This is a genomic window from Streptomyces sp. NPDC001852 (assembly GCF_042891825.1).
In the GTDB taxonomy this organism is placed as follows: domain Bacteria; phylum Actinomycetota; class Actinomycetes; order Streptomycetales; family Streptomycetaceae; genus Streptomyces.
Genome location: NZ_JBIATN010000030.1, coordinates 15,845 through 32,358, shown reverse-complemented (window position 1 = coordinate 32,358; position 16,514 = coordinate 15,845). Strand labels below are relative to the sequence as shown.

At 71.4% G+C, this 16,514-nt stretch carries 15 protein-coding genes; 13 read left to right on the top strand and 2 right to left on the bottom strand.

All coding sequences use genetic code 11. The features are described from left to right. Positions 1 to 2: 2 nt before the first annotated feature. From ACFYZB_RS37000 to ACFYZB_RS36950, 11 genes are all read left to right on the top strand, one after another. A complete protein-coding gene (locus ACFYZB_RS37000; protein ID WP_388765955.1) occupies positions 3 to 317 on the top strand; it encodes a hypothetical protein in 315 nt (104 codons plus the stop codon). Between the two features lie 769 nt (positions 318 to 1,086). Then, positions 1,087 to 1,302, top strand: a complete 216-nt coding sequence (locus tag ACFYZB_RS36995; protein ID WP_388765953.1) for a hypothetical protein — start codon at positions 1,087 to 1,089, stop codon at positions 1,300 to 1,302. Next, entirely contained in the window at positions 1,299 to 1,844 is a 546-nt protein-coding gene (locus ACFYZB_RS36990; RefSeq protein WP_388765951.1) for a hypothetical protein, read from the top strand. The genes ACFYZB_RS36995 and ACFYZB_RS36990 overlap by 4 nt, the downstream gene beginning before the upstream one ends. 490 nt (positions 1,845 to 2,334) lie before the next feature. Next, a complete protein-coding gene (locus ACFYZB_RS36985; protein ID WP_388765949.1) occupies positions 2,335 to 2,730 on the top strand; it encodes a DUF5958 family protein in 396 nt (131 codons plus the stop codon). A 381-nt stretch (positions 2,731 to 3,111) separates the two neighbouring features. Further along, positions 3,112 to 3,945, top strand: a complete 834-nt coding sequence (locus ACFYZB_RS36980) for a M55 family metallopeptidase (protein WP_388765947.1) — start codon at positions 3,112 to 3,114, stop codon at positions 3,943 to 3,945. Next, on the top strand, positions 3,938 to 5,254 hold the full coding sequence (locus tag ACFYZB_RS36975) for a M20/M25/M40 family metallo-hydrolase (protein ID WP_388765944.1): 1,317 nt from the start codon (positions 3,938 to 3,940) through the stop codon (positions 5,252 to 5,254). The genes ACFYZB_RS36980 and ACFYZB_RS36975 overlap by 8 nt, the downstream gene beginning before the upstream one ends. 3 nt (positions 5,255 to 5,257) lie before the next feature. Beyond that, entirely contained in the window at positions 5,258 to 7,222 is a 1,965-nt protein-coding gene (locus ACFYZB_RS36970; protein ID WP_388765942.1) for a prolyl oligopeptidase family serine peptidase, read from the top strand. Continuing rightward, a complete protein-coding gene (locus ACFYZB_RS36965) occupies positions 7,219 to 8,142 on the top strand; it encodes an LD-carboxypeptidase (RefSeq protein WP_388765940.1) in 924 nt (307 codons plus the stop codon). The genes ACFYZB_RS36970 and ACFYZB_RS36965 overlap by 4 nt, the downstream gene beginning before the upstream one ends. Positions 8,143 to 8,307: 165 nt before the next feature. Continuing rightward, a complete protein-coding gene (locus tag ACFYZB_RS36960; protein WP_388766049.1) occupies positions 8,308 to 10,092 on the top strand; it encodes an alpha/beta fold hydrolase in 1,785 nt (594 codons plus the stop codon). A 271-nt stretch (positions 10,093 to 10,363) separates the two neighbouring features. Then, positions 10,364 to 10,909 carry a GNAT family N-acetyltransferase gene (locus ACFYZB_RS36955; protein WP_351214801.1) on the top strand — a complete coding sequence of 182 codons (546 nt, stop codon included), beginning with the start codon at positions 10,364 to 10,366 and terminating at the stop codon, positions 10,907 to 10,909. A gap of 88 nt (positions 10,910 to 10,997) precedes the next feature. Continuing rightward, positions 10,998 to 12,959 (top strand): DUF5107 domain-containing protein, encoded by a 1,962-nt coding sequence (locus ACFYZB_RS36950; RefSeq protein ID WP_388765938.1) that lies wholly within the window; start codon positions 10,998 to 11,000, stop codon positions 12,957 to 12,959. 5 nt (positions 12,960 to 12,964) lie between these two features. Here ACFYZB_RS36950 and ACFYZB_RS36945 read toward each other — a convergent pair whose 3' ends face one another. Next, complete coding sequence (locus tag ACFYZB_RS36945; RefSeq protein WP_388765936.1) at positions 12,965 to 13,312, bottom strand: VOC family protein; 348 nt, start codon at positions 13,310 to 13,312, stop codon at positions 12,965 to 12,967. An 80-nt stretch (positions 13,313 to 13,392) separates the two neighbouring features. Here ACFYZB_RS36945 and ACFYZB_RS36940 point away from each other — a divergent pair, with 80 nt between their 5' ends. Next, the gene (locus ACFYZB_RS36940) at positions 13,393 to 13,821 is read left to right on the top strand and encodes a phage holin family protein (protein WP_388765934.1); all 429 of its coding nucleotides are present in this window, start codon (positions 13,393 to 13,395) and stop codon (positions 13,819 to 13,821) included. 2 nt (positions 13,822 to 13,823) lie between these two features. Here the strand turns inward: ACFYZB_RS36940 and ACFYZB_RS36935 are convergent, their stop codons facing one another. Further along, on the bottom strand, positions 13,824 to 14,774 hold the full coding sequence (locus ACFYZB_RS36935) for an LLM class F420-dependent oxidoreductase (RefSeq protein WP_388765932.1): 951 nt from the start codon (positions 14,772 to 14,774) through the stop codon (positions 13,824 to 13,826). 202 nt (positions 14,775 to 14,976) lie between these two features. On the opposite strand from ACFYZB_RS36935, the gene ACFYZB_RS36930 reads away from it, so the two are divergent. Then, positions 14,977 to 16,446, top strand: coding sequence for an NAD(P)/FAD-dependent oxidoreductase (locus ACFYZB_RS36930; RefSeq protein ID WP_388765930.1), 1,470 nt, complete (start codon positions 14,977 to 14,979; stop codon positions 16,444 to 16,446). The last annotated feature ends 68 nt before the right edge of the window (positions 16,447 to 16,514 follow it).

Below are 16,514 nucleotides of genomic sequence, written 5' to 3'. Positions count from 1 at the left end.
GTATGTACGAGATCAGCGAAGAAGGCCTGACCCTCCAGGTGGAGCTGGGTGAGGATGCGCCAGATGAGATCGAGAATGCAGATGGTTGGATCCTGCTCCCCGGTGGGGAAAGATGGTCTGTGACCTTCTTGACCTACCTAGAACTGGGTCGAATCCTGGATAGATGGCAGGCGACTGGCGAATGCCTTAGCGGATCGTATTTCGCCTGCCCTGATTTGGTGTTGACTCGCCGTCCAGGGGTTCGTGAAATGTTCGCAGCTGTGCGTGAAATGGTTGCTAACGGCGACCATGAAATGTCCCTCAAGCGAGTCGAGTAACTGCGGCACAGGGAATCCTGTTCCTGAGCACCTTTCGCAAGAAGGCCCTTGCTCGTGGCAAGGAGAGGCCCCGCCGAAAAGGGGCGGCCGAGGATGCCTGACTCTTCGAACGCCGGCGCGCCAGTACGCAACTCCTCCTGGGGGCGCTACCGCTTCCGCGAATACCACATGACCACCGTCCCTGCCCCCCTGGCGCTGCCAACGTTCGAGGCGGTCTGCGTCACCGGCGAAGAGCACAACTGTGGTGCCACGTCAGGCACGCTGCACACCTCAAACGAGCTGACCCGTTGGATCGCCGGACCCTGCGCCCAGAGCCGCCACCAGCTCTAAGAGCAGACCGTCCGCGCTCTCGTCCGTGCCGAGCCTGGCGCGTGGCAGTAGAGTCCCCGCTGCACTGACACCGGGCCAGCGGCAGGCGACCGCGTGGCCGTCGCTCCTGACGGCAGTAGCGACGGCAACACTCACTGATTTCCACGCACAACCACGGACACCAGTGGAACGCAAATCACGTGCTGACCTGCGAAGAAGCAGGTAGAGGGGTGCCGCGTAGCACACGTGCTATGTACTGGCTGGACACACGCCAGTTCTGGTACATAACAATGGCTGCGAGCTTTTCCCCAATACGATGCCGGGAGCTCTCGACAGAGAACTGGCTCTGGCGGACAGGCTGGGCGTGACACCCGCCAGCCCTGGAACTGCTGGGTTTGATTCCGCAATCAGTTCTGGGGCCATTAAGTGGGCAGTCCGAGAGGACGGGAGCCTCGTGATCATGCCGAAGTTTGTCAATGGCCAAGAGATCTCGCACTCGGTTCTGACCCGAGGGGCTCCGGTGCGGGCGGCTGGTGAGGCCGATATCGCAGGATCGGCGGGGGACGGCTACTTTGGACTGGATATCAACAACCACAGTGGTCACTTCCTGCCGTCGAGTGAGAGCCTGGAAATCGGCAAGGAAGCGTTTGCGGCAGCGGGGGTTGACTTCGGATGAACAGCTTCGATGATCTGACGTCGCTCGACCTGCGATCTCTCGCTGAGGTCCTGGCCTCGCACGCTCCCACCCAGGCTGAGCTGGTGTCCGGCCAGTGGCTAGGTGTTGTCGAGCTGCTGACGATGCGCCTGACTGACGGTTTCGGCGACCTGCCGACGGAGCTCTGGGGTACGTGCTCGGAGGCATTCGGGTACGCCCTCGATACCGCCGTCGCCTCGGGTGCAATCGATTACCGCGAGAGCGTGATCCGCCGCCTGAATCTTTCACTAACCCTGCTTCAGAAGGTTCCGCCGAACATCGAATTTGATTTTCTAAATCCGGCCTACCTGATCGACCTTTTGCTTCGGGAGGTTCCGATGTCGGCCGAAGAAGCGCGGACCCTATCGGTCGATTGGCGCAGTCTCGACATTTCGCAGATCAGACTTCTGCGAGGCGTCAAGAATCTCGTATCGCCCGGCCTGGCGATCTCTAGTCTGGTCTCTGGAGAAGAATTTGATCCGCGTTTGAAAGCGTGGGAGGAAATTCTTCCATCACTCCCTTGAGTGAGTAGCCAGGAGGCCCCACCGGATGAGAATTCCGGTGGGGCTTCCTGCGGATCACCGGAGGCGCGGAGAAGGCAGGACGCGTCCGCCCGACGATCGCCAGGCCGACGGCGAGGCGACGGCAGGGAGTTGGCCAGCCACTCGTTCACATTCCGGGCAGGAACACGGCCTGCCCGAGTTGCCGGGCCAGCGTACGGCTCCCTGACCATGCCGGACCCCAACCCGCGCAGGACACCGGCCAAAGCCCACTCCACCAACCTCACGCACGCAGCATGCGAGGCGAATCCAGAATGCTGCCGACAAGACAGCTCAGACGATCATTGTGGTAGGAAGTCGTCAAGAACTCCCTGCCTCAGGGGATGGGTGATGGAGAGGGCGGAAGTGGGCGTGGCCGGGACTTCTACCAGAGCTACAATCCAAACGCCAAGCGGTACACGGAATTGGACAGGGATAGGCCTTACGTGGTCTTCGAGCCCAGGGGGTAGGTGACGTGACCGAATTGCGGGCCTCAGAACGGATGATCAACGAGGTGGCCCAGGGGTTGCACAGTCTGGAGGAAGGCGTGGCGTGGTTCTCCGCGCTCGCTCCAGAAGAGCAGAAGTCCGTTCTGCATGAGATCGCCCTCTACCTGATGCAGGCGCATGTCACTGTGGAAGACGGGCGTAAGGGCCTCGAGAAATCAGGGGTGAAGGCGACCATGACTCCCGCGGTTCTCATTGTTCGGGAGCCGATCCTCGAACAAATAGGGAAGATTGAAAGGTTGCCGCAGCAGGAATACTTGAAGGCGTTCCGTGTCCTCATGTCCACGTTCGTGGTGGCTGATACGCGACGAAGAGAAACGGAGTGCCGAGGAACTTGTAGCCACGCCTGGCACAACCTCTCGTAGGCGCCGACGTCACCGGCGCACCGAAGGGTGGATTGCCGAGGATTCCTGAGCTCACTCGGGTGCGCATCGGGAGCCCCCGTCGCGTCGGCTTCCGTTCTCATGGTCGTCGGCTGGAGTGCGATGACCGGCAGCTCGCCCAGGTCAGGGAGATCGTCGAGCGGGACGATCCCGACCGGACGTACCGGGGCTCGGATGCGCGCTCGGTCCGTCGGCATGAGCGAGTGGCAGGTCCGCGACGGCACCGTGGTGATCCGGGCCGCGAGCGAGGCGTATCAGTTCCTCGACGAGTAGAGCGTTGTCTCCGAGCGGGTGGAGCCGGGAACACCACGCGGCGGCGCGGACCGTAGCCCGGTTCGCGCTCGGCGCGTAACGTGACACGGCATGAAGATCCTCATCAGTGCCGACATGGAGGGGGCCACCGGCGTCACCTGGCCGGCCGACGTGCTGCCGGGGACGCCGCAGTGGGAGCGGTGCCGGTCGATGTTCACCTCGGACGTGAACGCCGCCGTGGAGGGCTTCTTCGACGGCGGCGCCGACCAGGTGCTCGTCAACGAGGCCCACTGGACCATGCGCAACCTGCTGCTGGAGCGGCTCGACGAGCGGACCGAGATGCTCACCGGGCGGCACAAGACGCTGTCGATGGTGGAGGGCGTGCAGCACGGCGACGTCGACGGCATCGCGTTCGTCGGCTACCACGCGGGCGCCGGCATGGAGGGCGTCCTCGCCCACACCTACCTCGCCAACCAGATCACCGGGGTGTGGCTGAACGACGTCCGCGCCAGCGAGGGGCTGCTCAACGCGCATGTCGTCGCCGAGTACGGCGTCCCCGTCGTCCTCGTCACCGGGGACGACGTGGCCTGCGAGGACGCGCTCGGGTACGCGCCGGAGGCCCTGAAGGTCGCGGTGAAGGACCATGTGTCCCGGTATGCGGCCGTGTGCCGGACACCTGCGCGCACCGCCGCCGACATCCGCGCCGCCGCCAAGGAGGCCGCCCGGCTCGCGGTGCGTCATGCACCCGTTGAGGCCGGGCCGTTCACCGTCGCCGTCGAGTTCGACGCCGAGCACCTGGCGATGGCCGCGACCGTCGTGCCCGGGGTCGCGCGGATCGGGGAGCGGAAGGTGGCGTACACCAGCGCCACGATGTACGAGGGGATCCGGACGTTCAAGGCGGTCACGACGATCGTCTCCGCCGCCGTGGAGGAGCAGTATGGCTGACCAGCAGGCCGACGAGACGGCCCTGGCCGAGGTCGTGGAGTTCACCTCCGGGCTCATCCGCATCGACACCACCAACCGGGGCGGCGGGGACTGCCGGGAGCGGCCCGCCGCGGAGTACGCGGCCGAGCGGCTGGCCGGGGCCGGACTGGAACCGGTGCTGCTGGAGCGGACACCGGGACGCACCAACGTCGTCGCGCGGATCGAGGGCACCGACCCGTCCGCCGACGCGCTGCTGGTGCACGGTCACCTCGACGTGGTGCCCGCGGAGGCCGCCGACTGGAGTGTGCACCCGTTCTCGGGGGAGATCCGGGACGGGGTGGTGTGGGGGCGGGGCGCCGTCGACATGAAGAACATGGACGCGATGATCCTCGCGGTCGTCCGGTCCTGGGCCCGGCAGGGCGTACGGCCCCGCCGGGACCTCGTCATCGCGTTCACCGCCGACGAGGAGGCCAGCGCCGAGGACGGCTCCGGGTTCCTCGCCGACCGGCATCCGGAGCTGTTCGAGGGCTGCACCGAGGGCATCAGCGAGTCCGGCGCCTTCACCTTCCACGACGGCGCCGGCCGGCAGTTCTACCCCATCGCGGCGGGGGAGCGGGGCACCTGCTGGCTGAAGCTCACCGCGCGCGGCCGGGCCGGGCACGGCTCCAAGGTGAACAGGGAGAACGCGGTGACCCGGCTCGCCGCCGCCGTCGCCCGCATCGGCCAGCACGAGTGGCGCCCGAGACTCACCCCGACCGTACGGGCCTCGCTCACCGAACTGGCCGCCGTGTACGGCATCGAGCCCGACTTCACGGACGTGGACCGGCTGCTGGAGAAGCTCGGCCCCGCGGCCGCGCTGGTCGAGGCGACCGTCCGCAACAGTGCCAACCCGACCATGCTGGACGCCGGTTACAAGCTGAACGTGGTTCCCGGCGAGGCGGTCGCCTACGTGGACGGGCGCTGTCTGCCGGGCGCCGAGGAGGAGTTCACCGCCACCCTCGACATGCTGACCGGCCCGGACGTGAGCTGGGAGTTCGCGCACCGGGAGGTGGCCCTCGAGGCGCCGGTGGACTCGCCGACGTACGCGAAGATGCGGGCCGCCGTCGAGGCGTTCGCTCCCGACGGGCACGTGGTGCCGTACTGCATGTCGGGCGGCACGGACGCCAAGCAGTTCTCCCGGCTCGGCATCACCGGATACGGTTTCGCCCCGCTGAAGCTGCCCGAGGGTCTGGACTACCAGGCGCTGTTCCACGGCGTGGACGAGCGTGTGCCGGCCGAGGCGTTGCACTTCGGCGTCCGGGTGCTGGACCGCTTCCTGCGGACGGCCTAGGGGATGGGGGACAAGGTGCTCAAGACGCCGTACGGATCCTGGCCGTCGCCGGTCCACGCGGCCCTCGCCGCCGCGCACGACGGCCGGCCGGAGCGGACGGGCTTCGTCGGGGACGAGACCTGGTGGACCGAACCCCGGCCGGCCGAGGGCGGCCGCCGGGCCCTGGTACGACGCCGGGCCGACGGCAGCGAGGAGTCGGTCCTGCCCGCGCCCTGGAACGTGCGCAGCCGGGTCATCGAGTACGGTGGCCGGCCCTGGGCCGGGGTGCTTCTGGACGGTCAACCCCTCGTCGTCTTCGTGCACTTCGCCGACCAGCGGCTCTACCAGTACGAACCCGGCGGCGAGCCGCGTCCGCTGACCCCGGTGTCCGCCGTGGGCGGCGGGCTGCGCTGGGCCGAACCGCGCGTGGACCCGGAGCGCGGGGAAGTGTGGTGCGTGCTGGAGGAGTTCACCGGCGACGGCCCCGGTGACGTGCGGCGCGTGCTCGCCGCCGTACCGCTGGACGGCTCGGCCGCCGAGGACCGCGGCGCCGTCAGAGAACTCACCGACGGCCGGCACCGGTTCGTCACCGGGGCGCGCCTCGCCCCCGACGGCCGGCGCGCGGCCTGGCTCGCCTGGGACCATCCCCGCATGCCGTGGGACGGCACGGAACTGCTCGTCGCCGACGTCGGCGGCGACGGCACGCTGCGGGACGTGCATACGGTCGCCGGTGGACCGGACGAGGCCGTCGCGCAGGCCGAGTGGTCCGCGGACGGCGGCATTCTGTATACGAGCGACCGCAGCGGCTGGTGGAACCTCTACCGCGACGGCACCCCGCTGTGCCCGCGCGAGGAGGAGTTCGGCGGGCCCCTGTGGCAGCTCGGGCTGCGCTGGTTCGCGCCGCTCGACAACGGGCTGATCGCGGTCGTCCACGGCCGAGGGTCGACCGTACTCGGGATACTGGATCCGGAATCCGGGGAGATCGTCGACGCCGCCGGACCGTGGACCGAGTTCAGCGCCGGCCTCGCGGCCCACGGCACACGGGTGGTCGGGGTCGGCGCCGGCCCGCGCACGGCGTACGAAGTGGTCGAGCTGGACACCGCCACCGGGCGGGCCCGCGCGATCGGCGCCCGGCACCGGGACGCCGTCGACCCGGCGTACTACCCCGAGCCGCGGATCCGCGTCTTCACCGGACCGGACGGCCGCGAGGTGCACGCCCACGTCCACCCGCCCCACCACCCCGAACGCACCGCACCCGACGGTGAGTTGCCGCCCTACGTCATCTGGGCGCACGGCGGCCCCACCAGCCGGGTGCCGCTCGTGCTGGACCTGGAGATCGCCTACTTCACCTCGCGCGGCATCGGCGTCGCGCAGGTGAACTACGGCGGCTCCACCGGATACGGCCGGGCCTACCGCGAGCGGCTGCGCGAGCAGTGGGGCGTGGTCGACGTCGAGGACTGCGCGGCCGTCGCCCGTGCCCTCGCCGACGAGGGCACCGCCGACCCCGCACGGCTCGCGATCCGGGGCGGCAGCGCCGGGGGCTGGACCACCGCCGCCTCCCTGACCACGACCGACGTCTACGCCTGCGGCACCATCCTCTACCCCGTGCTGGACCTGGCCACCTGGGGGCCGGAGGAGACCCACGACTTCGAGTCCCGCTACCTGGAGTCGCTGATCGGCCCGTTCGCCGAGGTGCCCGCCCGGTACACCGAGCGCTCGCCGAGCACCCACGCCGACCGGCTGACCGCGCCGTTCCTGCTCCTCCAGGGCCTGGACGACGTGATCTGCCCGCCCGCCCAGTGCGAACGCTTCCTCGCCCGGATCGCGGGCCGGAACATGCCGCACGCCTACCTCACCTTCGAAGGAGAGGGGCACGGGTTCCGGCGGGCGGAGACCCTGGTGTGCGCCCTGCAGGCCGAACTCTCCCTGTACGCCCAGGTGTTCGCACTGGACGTGCCCGATGTGCCGAGGCTGGAGCTGCACACATGAGAGAACTGACGCGCCCGGAGCGACTGGCCCCGGGCGCCCGGGTGGCCGTCGTCGCCCCCAGCGGGCCGGTGCCGGAGGAACGGCTCCAGGCGGGGCTGGACGTGCTGCGCGGCTGGGACCTGGATCCGGTCGTGGCGCCGCATGTGCTCGACCGGCACGGCGAGTTCGACTACCTGGCCGGCCGGGACGCCGACCGCGCCGCCGACTTGCAGAACGCCTGGTGCGACCCGTCCGTGGCGGCGGTGCTGTGTGCCCGCGGGGGCTACGGGGCGCAGCGCGTGATCGACCTGCTGGACTGGGACGCCATGCGGGCGGCGGGGCCGAAGGTCTTCGTGGGGTTCAGCGACATCACCGCCCTGCACGAGGCCTTCGCCACCCGTCTCGGGCTCGCCACCCTCCACGGGCCGATGGCGGCCGGTGTCGACTTCATCAAGAACGCCCGGGCACAGGAACATCTGCGGGACACGCTGTTCGCCCCGGAAAGGGTCCGGACCATCGTCTCCGGCGGCCGGGCCATGGTGCCCGGCCGGGCCCGAGGGGTCACCCTCGGCGGCTGTCTGTGCCTGCTCGCCGCGGAGCTCGGCACCCCGCACGCCCGCACCTCGGCGGCCGGCGGGCTGCTGTGCCTGGAGGACGTGGGCGAGGAGACCTACCGGCTGGACCGCTACCTCACCCAACTCCTGCGTGCGGGCTGGCTGGAGGGAGTGCGCGGCGTGCTGCTCGGCTCGTGGGAGGGGTGCCCGGACCAGGCCGGGGTGCGGCGCCTGTTCGCCGACCGCCTCGGCGGCCTCGGGGTGCCCGTGGTGGAGGAGTTCGGCTTCGGGCACTGTGCGGGCGCGCTGACCATACCGTTCGGCGTGTCGGCCGAACTCGACGCGGAGGCGGCCACGTTGACGCTGGAGCAACCCGCGCTGCGCTGACCACCTCTACTGAATTGCCGTCAATAAACCACACGCGCAGGGGATTGACCCCTGCCTGACACGTGTCACAGCATTCTCTTCGGCCAGACCTACTGGTCGGTACTCGCGTGCCTCAGTGTGGAGGTCCCCGTGCTCCGACGTGCGCCCCGACGTGCGCCCCGGCGCCTGTCCCGACGTGTGTCCCGTTCCCGTACCGCCCTCGCCGCCCTCCTCGGCGCGGCTCTCACCGCGCCCCTCACGCTCACCGCAGGCCCGGCTCACGCGGGCGGCCGGTACACCGTCACCCCGCTGACGTTCACCGTGCGGGCCGGCGACCGCAGCTGCGCCGTCGACGCCGACCTGTACCGGCCCGCCGGGGTGGACCACGCCCACCCCGCGCCCGCCGTGCTCACCACCAACGGCTTCGGCGGCAGCAAGTCCGACGGCTCCACCGACGCCATCGGCAAGGCCTTCGCCGAGCGCGGTTACGTCTCCCTCGTCTACTCCGGCCTCGGTTTCGGCCACAGCGGCTGCCTGATCTCCCTCGACGACCCCGGCATCGACGGCGAGGCCGCCTCCCGGCTGGTCGACTTCCTCGGCGGGACACGCCCCGCCGACGACGGCACCCGCGCCGACTTCGTCACCCTCGACGCCCCCGGCGACCCGCGCGTCGGCATGATCGGCGGCTCCTACGGCGGCGCCATTCAGCTCGCCACGGCATCCGTCGACCACCGGGTGGACGCCCTCGTCCCGCTCATCACCTGGAACGACCTCGTCTACTCCCTGGACCCGAACAACGCCGTCGGCGCCCGGGACGTGCCGGGAGCCTTCAAGTGGCAGTGGACCAACGGCTTCTACCTGGTCGGCGAGAGCCAGCCGCTGACCACCCCGAGCCTCGACCCGTCGCGGATCAACTCGCTGGCCTGTCTGCACTTCGTCCGCGACGCCTGCGACACCGTGCACACCCTCGATTCCGGCAGCTACCCGGCCGGCCGCACCGGCCGGCTGCTCGCCTACGCCCGCAGTGTCTCCCCGGCGAGCTACCTCTCCCGCGTCCAGGCACCCACCCTGCTCGTCCAGGGCCAGGCGGACACGCTGTTCAACCTCAACGAGGCGACGGCCAGTTACCGCACGCTCCGGGCCCAGGGCACCCCAGCCGCGCTGATCTGGCAGTCCTGGGGCCACAGCGGCGGCCTCACCGACCCGGCCGCCGGTGAACTCAACCTCACCCAGGGCAACTTGGAGAGCAGCTACGTCGGCCGGCGCATCCTCGCCTGGTTCCACCGCTATCTGAACAAGGACAGGAGCACACGCACGGGCCCCGCCTTCGCCTACTACCGGGACTGGATCACCGATCCCGACCGCACCTACGCCACCGCCGACCGGGTGCCGGCCCTGAGCCGCACCCTCTACCTCTCCGGGGACGGCACACTCGTCGACACCAGGGCGAAGGTCGTCCGCGGCAGCCGCGGCTACACCAACTGGCTGGTTCCGACGAGCCATTCGGAGAGCTCCCTGGCCGGTGCCGTCGGCGTGCCCGACCCGGCGCCGTACGACACCAAGGGCACCTACCTCGCCTGGACCGGTGCGCCTCTCACCGGGAACCTCGACGTCGTCGGCGCCCCGCAGGTCACCCTCAGGGTCGTCTCCCCGAAGGCCGAGCGCACCCAGGGCTCCGGCGACGCCGCCGACAGACTGGTGCTGTTCGCCAAGCTGTACGACGTCGCGCCCGACGGCACCCGGACGCTCGTCCACCGGCTGGTCGCGCCGGTCAGGGTGCCGGACGTGACCAGGAGCTTCACCGTGACCCTGCCGGGCATCGTGCACCGGTACGCGGCCGGGCACCGGCTGCGGTTCGTGATCGCGGCGAGCGACGACGCCTACTTCGGCAACCGGGGGATCAAGCCGGTGACCGTGGTCAGCGCGCCCGGGGACACCGGGGTGCTGCGACTCCCGGTCGTCGGCGGCTGAGGCCCCGGGCGGAACCCAGGAGCCGCGGCACGGGAGGCTTCAGGACCCGGCACGTGCGCGGGCTTCTGGGGTCGGCTCGGGCGCGCTGGCCTCTGGGGTCGGCTCGGGTGCGCGGATTCCTGGGGTCGGGCCGGGCGCCCTGGCTTCTGGGGTCGGCTCCGGGAGCCTGCCCGGGCGCGGCCTCCCGCAGGCGGTGTGCGGCGGATGGCCGGAACCGGTGCGGGTGGATCGGCTGCGGGCGGCGCGGGCGGGGACGCCGTACGCTGGCTGGATGCCGCACACCGCACCCCACTACCTCGCCGAGGGCCCCCGCGTGGCCATCCGTCACTTCACCCTCGAAGACGGTCCCGAGTTCACCGCGCGGACCCGCGAGAGCAAGGACCTGCACCGGCCCTGGCTCTTCCCGCCGGACAACGACGAGGCCTACACCGCCTACGCGCGCTCGCTGATCGAGGACCCGACGAAGGCCGGCTTCCTGGTGTGCGAGAAGGACAGCGGGGACATCGCCGGGTTCATCAACATCAACAACATCGTGCGCGGCGGCTTCCAGTGCGGTGCCCTCGGCTACGGGGCCTTCGCGCACGCCGCAGGGCGCGGCCTCATGCGCGAGGGCCTCGACCTGGTCATCGGGTACGCCTTCGGGCCGCTCGGGCTGCACCGGCTGGAGATCAACGTGCAGCCCGAGAACACCGCCTCGGTCGCCATGGCGCGCGGCGCCGGCTTCCGGCTTGAGGGGTTCTCCCCGGCCATGCTCCACATCGACGGCGCCTGGCGCGACCACGAACGCTGGGCGCTCACCGCCGAGATGCGCGACTGAAACCGGCCGGCAACAGGACCCGATTCCCGCGGCTTTGCGCAATCCTGACCGGCACATCCCCTGGCCGACCGGGCCCACGCCGGGTTCGATGGTGATCGTGACGAGGATCCGACGTGAGGTACTGACGCTGCCCGCCGCGCAGTTGGGCCCCGACAACCCCCTGCCCCCGCTGCGCCCCCTCGACGAGGTTCACCGCATCGACGACCGCGACCGGGACGGCCTGCCCCGGGACATGGCCCGCCAGCTCGGGTACGAGCCGCTGCGCAGCCTGCTGCCGGTCCGCGTCCGCGACGGGTACGACAGAACCCGCGAACCCCGCGCCCTCGACGCCCTGGTGATCGAGAACGACCGGCTGCGCGCCACCGTCCTGCCCGGCCTCGGCGGTCGCATCGCCTCCCTGCTCCACCTGCCCACCGGACGCGAACTCCTCTACCGCAACCCGGTGTTCCAGCCCGCCGACTTCGCCCTCAACGGCGCCTGGTACTCCGGCGGCATCGAATGGAACATCGGCGCCACCGGCCACACCACCCTCTCCTGCTCGCCCCTGCACGCCGCCCGCGTCCCCGCCCCCGACGGCGGCGAGATGCTCCGCCTGTGGGAGTGGGAGCGGCTGCGCGACCTGCCCTTCCAGGTCGACCTGTGGCTGCCCGACGGCTCCGACTTCCTCCATGTGGGCGTCCGCGTCCGCAACCCGCACGAGCGTCCGGTGCCGACGTACTGGTGGTCCAACATCGCGGTACCGGAGGAGCGCCGGGTCCTCGCGCCCGCCGAGGAGGCCTGGCACTTCGGGTACGAGCGCCGGCTGCGCCGCGTCCCCGTGCCGTCGTACGACGGCATCGACCGCACCCACCCGCTCAACAGCCCGTACGCCGCCGACTACTTCTACGAGGTGCCGGACGGCCGCCGCCGCTGGATCGCCGCGCTGGACACCGGCGGCCACGGGCTGGTGCAGACCTCCACCGACGTGCTGCGCGGCCGCAAGCTCTTCGTGTGGGGCAACCGGTCCGGCGGCCGGCGCTGGCAGGAGTGGCTGACCGAACCCGGCACCGGCGGCTACTGCGAGATCCAGGCCGGACTGGCCCGCACCCAGCTGGAGCACGTCCGGCTGGAGGCCGAGAGCGAGGTGTCCTGGCTGGAGGCGTACGGCCCGCTCGACGCACCGCCCGAGGGGGAGTGGACCCGGGCCGTCCAGGACGCCGAGGAACGGCTGGAGTCCGTACTGCCGCGCGCCCGGGTGGAGGAGGCGTACGCGGCCTGGCTGCCGTGCGCCGACACCGAACCCGGTGAGACCCTGGCCGTCGGATCCGGCTGGGGCGCCCTCGAAGTGCTGCGTGCCGACTGGAAACTGCCCGGCACCCCGTTCCCCGAGTCCACCCTCGGCGAGGCCCAGGCGCCCTGGCGGGAACTGCTGCGCACCGGCTCCCTGCCCGAGCCGCGCCGGGTACGGCCGCCCGGTGAGACCCTCGTCGCCCCGCACTGGCGGGACATGCTGGAGACCGCGCCCGCCACCCCGCACACCGAGTACCACCTCGGCGTCGCCCAGTGGCACGCCGGCGACCGCGCCCAGGCCGTCCGCAGCTGGGAACGCGCCCTCGAACTCGCCCCGTCGCTCTGGCCGTCGCTGCGCTGCCTCGCCGTCGCCGACCAGGAGTCCGGCCACCACGAACGGGCCGCCGACCGGTACGCCGACGCCTTCGACGACCTGTGCCGCGAACGCCGTGACGACGGCGAGACCTGGACCGCGGCGGTGGCCGCGCTCGGCCGGGAAACCCTCGAGGCACTGCTCCGGGTGCGGCGGACGGCGGACGCCCGGGCGCTCTGGGACCGGTTGCTGCCCGCCGTCCGCCGCCGCGGCCGGTTCCGCCTCCTGGAGGCGGAACTGCTGCTCGCCGAGGGCCGGCCCGCCGACGCACGGGCCGTCTTCGACGCGGGCTTCGAGGTCGCCGACCTGCGGGAGGGGGAGGAGACGCTCGGCCGCCTGTGGGCCCGGCTCACCGACGAACCCCTCCCCGCCCGGCACGACTTCCGGATGCGGCCCGACCTCGCCTGACCGGCTCAGCCCCGCTGGTCGACGTACTCGAACACCGAGCCGTCCGGATGCATCGCGATCAGGTTCCGGCCCACCGGCGTCGGCACCGGCCCCGCGATGATCCTGGCGCCGAGCTCGGTCAGCAGCCGGTGCGCCTCGTCCACGTCCTTGACGGCGATGGTCGCCGCCACCCTGCGCAGCACCTCCAGTTCCTCCTCCGGGCCGCTCATCAGCAGAAAGGAGCCGATCGCGGCGACCTGGACCCCGCCGCGCCCGAAGCGCAGGGCTCTGCCGCCGGCCAGACGCTCGTAGAAGGGGATCGCGGTCTCGAGGTCATCGACGCAGATGCGCAGCGAGGCGCCCAGAATCTCCATGCGCCCGAGCCTAGTTGGGGCGGCCCGGGCCGTGCAGGGCGCCCGCGTTACCCGCCGCGTCCGCCGGGTACCCGCAGGGTATGGACCGTTCGGAACACCTGGATCACCTGGAACATCTCGACAGGCACCTGGTCGAAGAGCTGGCACAGGTGGCACGCGAGACGGTACGTGACGAGCTGCGCGAACAGACCCGCAAGCAGCGCCACGCCGCCCTGCTCTACGCCGCGTCCGGCGCCGCCGCCCTGTACGCGGGGGCCGCGCTCGCCCTCGCCGTCGGCCTGGCCCTGGCGACCGGCCTGCCCGGCTGGGGCGCCGCACTGATCACGGCGGCGATCATGGCCGCAGTGGCCTACGTGCTGCGGGGGGCCGCCCACCCGAAGCACGCCCACCCCTCCCCGCCGGCCCGCGTCATCGGCGGCTCCGCCCCGGCAGGCCCGCCGAGCGGCCTGGGCCTGCCCTACCCGCCGATGCCGACGGAGCCCCCCGAGACCCCGGACCACAGGGCCTGAGGTCACCCGAGCCGCGGCAGCACCCTGGTCCGGTAGAAGTCGAAGAACCCCTTCTGATCGGCCCCGATCTGGTTCACGTACACCCGGTCGAAGCCGGCGTCGGCGAACGCCCGCAGTGTGGACACGTGCTGGTCGGCATCGTCCCCGCACACGACCTTCTCGCGCACCATGTCCTCGGTGACCAGCTCCCGCAACTGCTCGAAGTGCCGCGGCGACGGCAGCACCTGCCCCATCTCGCCGGGCAGCAGCTCGTTGTACCAGAGCGAGCGCACCGTACGGACGCACTCCTCGCGATCGGTGCCGTAACAGACCTTCGTGCCGCCGCTGACCGGCTTGGTCCCGCCGCCCTTGCGGAACTGCGTGACCATCTCCTCCTCCGGCGCCATCGTGATGTACCCGTCGCCCACCCGGGCGGCGAGCGACGTCGCCTTGGGTCCAAAGCCGGAGATGTCGATCGGGACGGGCTCCTCGGGCACGGTGTAGAGGCGGGCGTTCTCCACGGTGTAGTGCGTCCCGTGGTGGTTGACCTCCTCGTCGGTGAACAGTCGGCGCATCACCTGGATGGCCTCCTCCAGCATCTCCAGGCGGACGTGCAGCGGGGGCCAGCGGTCGCCGAGGATGTGCTCGTTCAGCGCCTCACCCGTGCCGACGCCCAGCCGGAAACGGCCCTCGGCCATCACCGCGCTCGTCGCCGCGGCCTGCGCCGTCACCGCCGGGTGCAGCCGCACGGTCGGACAGGCCACCGCCGTCTCGACGGGCAGCGACACCGCCTCCGACAGGGCCCCGATCACCGACCACACGAACGCGCTCTGCCCCTGCGCGTCGTTCCACGGGTGGAAGTGGTCGGAGATCCACAGCGCCCGGAAGCCGGCCTGCTCGGCCATCCGGGCCTGCTCCACGAGCGCGGCGGGGTCGTGCTCCTCGCTCGCCAGGAAATAGCCGTACTCGGGCATGGGGAACCTCCGCGCAGGCGACGCCGTCGCCGTGTCATCCGGTCCCGCGCCGGGTAACCGGTGCCCGGCGGGCGAAACGCCTTGGGCCCGGCGAGGCGTTCGGGTGCTCCGACCGGCGTACGGGTGACCCGCCCGGCGTTTGGGTGCCCCGGCTCCGGTTACGCGGAACACCTCGGACGAGCCACACCGCCGGAGGCGCACCGTGAGCCGACCTCACGTCGTGATCGTCGGCGCCGGTTTCGCCGGGTACCGGGCTGCCCGCACGCTGGCCCGGCTGACCCGGAACCGGGCCGATATCACCCTGCTGAACCCGACCGACTACTTCCTGTACCTGCCGCTGCTGCCCCAGGTCGCCGCCGGCATCCTGGAGGCCCGCAGGGTCACCGTGTCGCTGCCGGGCACCCTGCACGGGGTGCGCATAGTGCTCGGCGAGGCGGACCACGTCGACCTCGACGGCCGTACGGTCCACTACTCCGACCCCGAGGGCGGTATCGGCACCCTCACCTACGACCGGCTGGTGCTGAGCGTCGGCAGCGTCAGCAAGCTGCTGCCCATCCCCGGGGTCGCCGAGCACGCGCACGGCTTCCGCGGGCTGCCCGAGGCGCTGTACCTGCGCGACCACGTGACCCGGCAGGTGGAACTGGCGGCCACGGAGGACGACCCGAAGGCCTGCGCCGCCCGCTGCACCTTCGTCGTGGTCGGCGCCGGCTACACCGGCACCGAGGTGGTCGCGCAGATGGAGTTGCTCACCGACCGGCTGGCCCGCCGGCATCCGCTGCCCGCCGGGGTCCGGCCGCGCTGGATCCTGCTCGACGTGGCGCCGCGGGTGCTGCCGGAGCTGGCCGAGCGGCTGTCCCGTACGGCGGACCGGGTGCTGCGGTCGCGGGGTGTCGACGTGCGGATGGGGACGTCGGTGAAGGAGGCCACCCATGACGGGGTGCTGCTCACCGACGGGGAGTTCGTCGCGTCCCGGACGCTGGTGTGGTGTGTCGGGGTACGGCCCGATCCGCTGGTGGAGGCGCTCGAGCAGCCGCTGGAGCGGGGACGGCTGATCGTCGACCCGTATCTGCAGGTGCCGGGTCGGCCGGACGTGTTCGGCTGCGGGGACGCGGCCGCCGTACCGGACCTGGAGCGGCCGGGGTCCTTCACGCCGATGACGGCCCAGCACGCGTGGCGGCAGGGCCGGGTGGCCGGGGAGAACGTGGCCGCCTCGCTCGCCCTCGGCCGGCGCCGGCGGGTCTACCGTCATCGCGACCTGGGTTTCGCCGTCGACCTCGGCGGGATCCGGGCCGCCGCGAATCCGTTCGGCATCCCGCTGTCCGGACCGGCGGCCGGTGCGGTCACCCGCGCCTACCACCTGGCCGCGCTGCCCGGCAACCGCGTCCGGGTGGCCGCCGACTGGCTGCTGGACGCCGTACTGCCGCGCCAGGGCGTGCAGTTGGGCCTCGTACGGTCCTGGTCGGTCCCCCTGGACACGGCCTCCCCGGAGCTGGCACGCGTACCGGGCGGACCGGGCCGCGCGGACGGACCGGCACCGCCGGACCAGCCGCGCAAGGCGGAGGAAGCGGAAGTACCGGAACGCGCGGGAGAACCCCGCGCGCATCAGCCCGGTGACCACCCCGCCCCCGGCCCGGTCAGGCGCACCGACCCTCCGGACCCCGCCGCCGAGTGACCCCGCCGCCGAGTGACCCCGCCGCCGAGTGAGCCCCCGGCCGCACCCCCTCGAACGACTGCAAGGAG

Bases quoted from the DNA above. Each gene is read 5' to 3' on its own strand.
- ACFYZB_RS37000 (WP_388765955.1), top strand. From the start codon at position 3: ATGTACGAGATCAGCGAAGAAGGCCTGACCCTCCAGGTGGAGCTGGGT.
- ACFYZB_RS36995 (WP_388765953.1), top strand. From the start codon at position 1,087: ATGCCGAAGTTTGTCAATGGCCAAGAGATCTCGCACTCGGTTCTGACC.
- ACFYZB_RS36990 (WP_388765951.1), top strand. From the start codon at position 1,299: ATGAACAGCTTCGATGATCTGACGTCGCTCGACCTGCGATCTCTCGCT.
- ACFYZB_RS36980 (WP_388765947.1), top strand. From the start codon at position 3,112: ATGAAGATCCTCATCAGTGCCGACATGGAGGGGGCCACCGGCGTCACC.
- ACFYZB_RS36975 (WP_388765944.1), top strand. From the start codon at position 3,938: ATGGCTGACCAGCAGGCCGACGAGACGGCCCTGGCCGAGGTCGTGGAG.
- ACFYZB_RS36970 (WP_388765942.1), top strand. From the start codon at position 5,258: ATGGGGGACAAGGTGCTCAAGACGCCGTACGGATCCTGGCCGTCGCCG.
- ACFYZB_RS36965 (WP_388765940.1), top strand. From the start codon at position 7,219: ATGAGAGAACTGACGCGCCCGGAGCGACTGGCCCCGGGCGCCCGGGTG.
- ACFYZB_RS36955 (WP_351214801.1), top strand. From the start codon at position 10,364: ATGCCGCACACCGCACCCCACTACCTCGCCGAGGGCCCCCGCGTGGCC.
- ACFYZB_RS36950 (WP_388765938.1), top strand. From the start codon at position 10,998: ATGGTGATCGTGACGAGGATCCGACGTGAGGTACTGACGCTGCCCGCC.
- ACFYZB_RS36945 (WP_388765936.1), bottom strand. From the start codon at position 13,312: ATGGAGATTCTGGGCGCCTCGCTGCGCATCTGCGTCGATGACCTCGAG.
- ACFYZB_RS36940 (WP_388765934.1), top strand. From the start codon at position 13,393: ATGGACCGTTCGGAACACCTGGATCACCTGGAACATCTCGACAGGCAC.
- ACFYZB_RS36935 (WP_388765932.1), bottom strand. From the start codon at position 14,774: ATGCCCGAGTACGGCTATTTCCTGGCGAGCGAGGAGCACGACCCCGCC.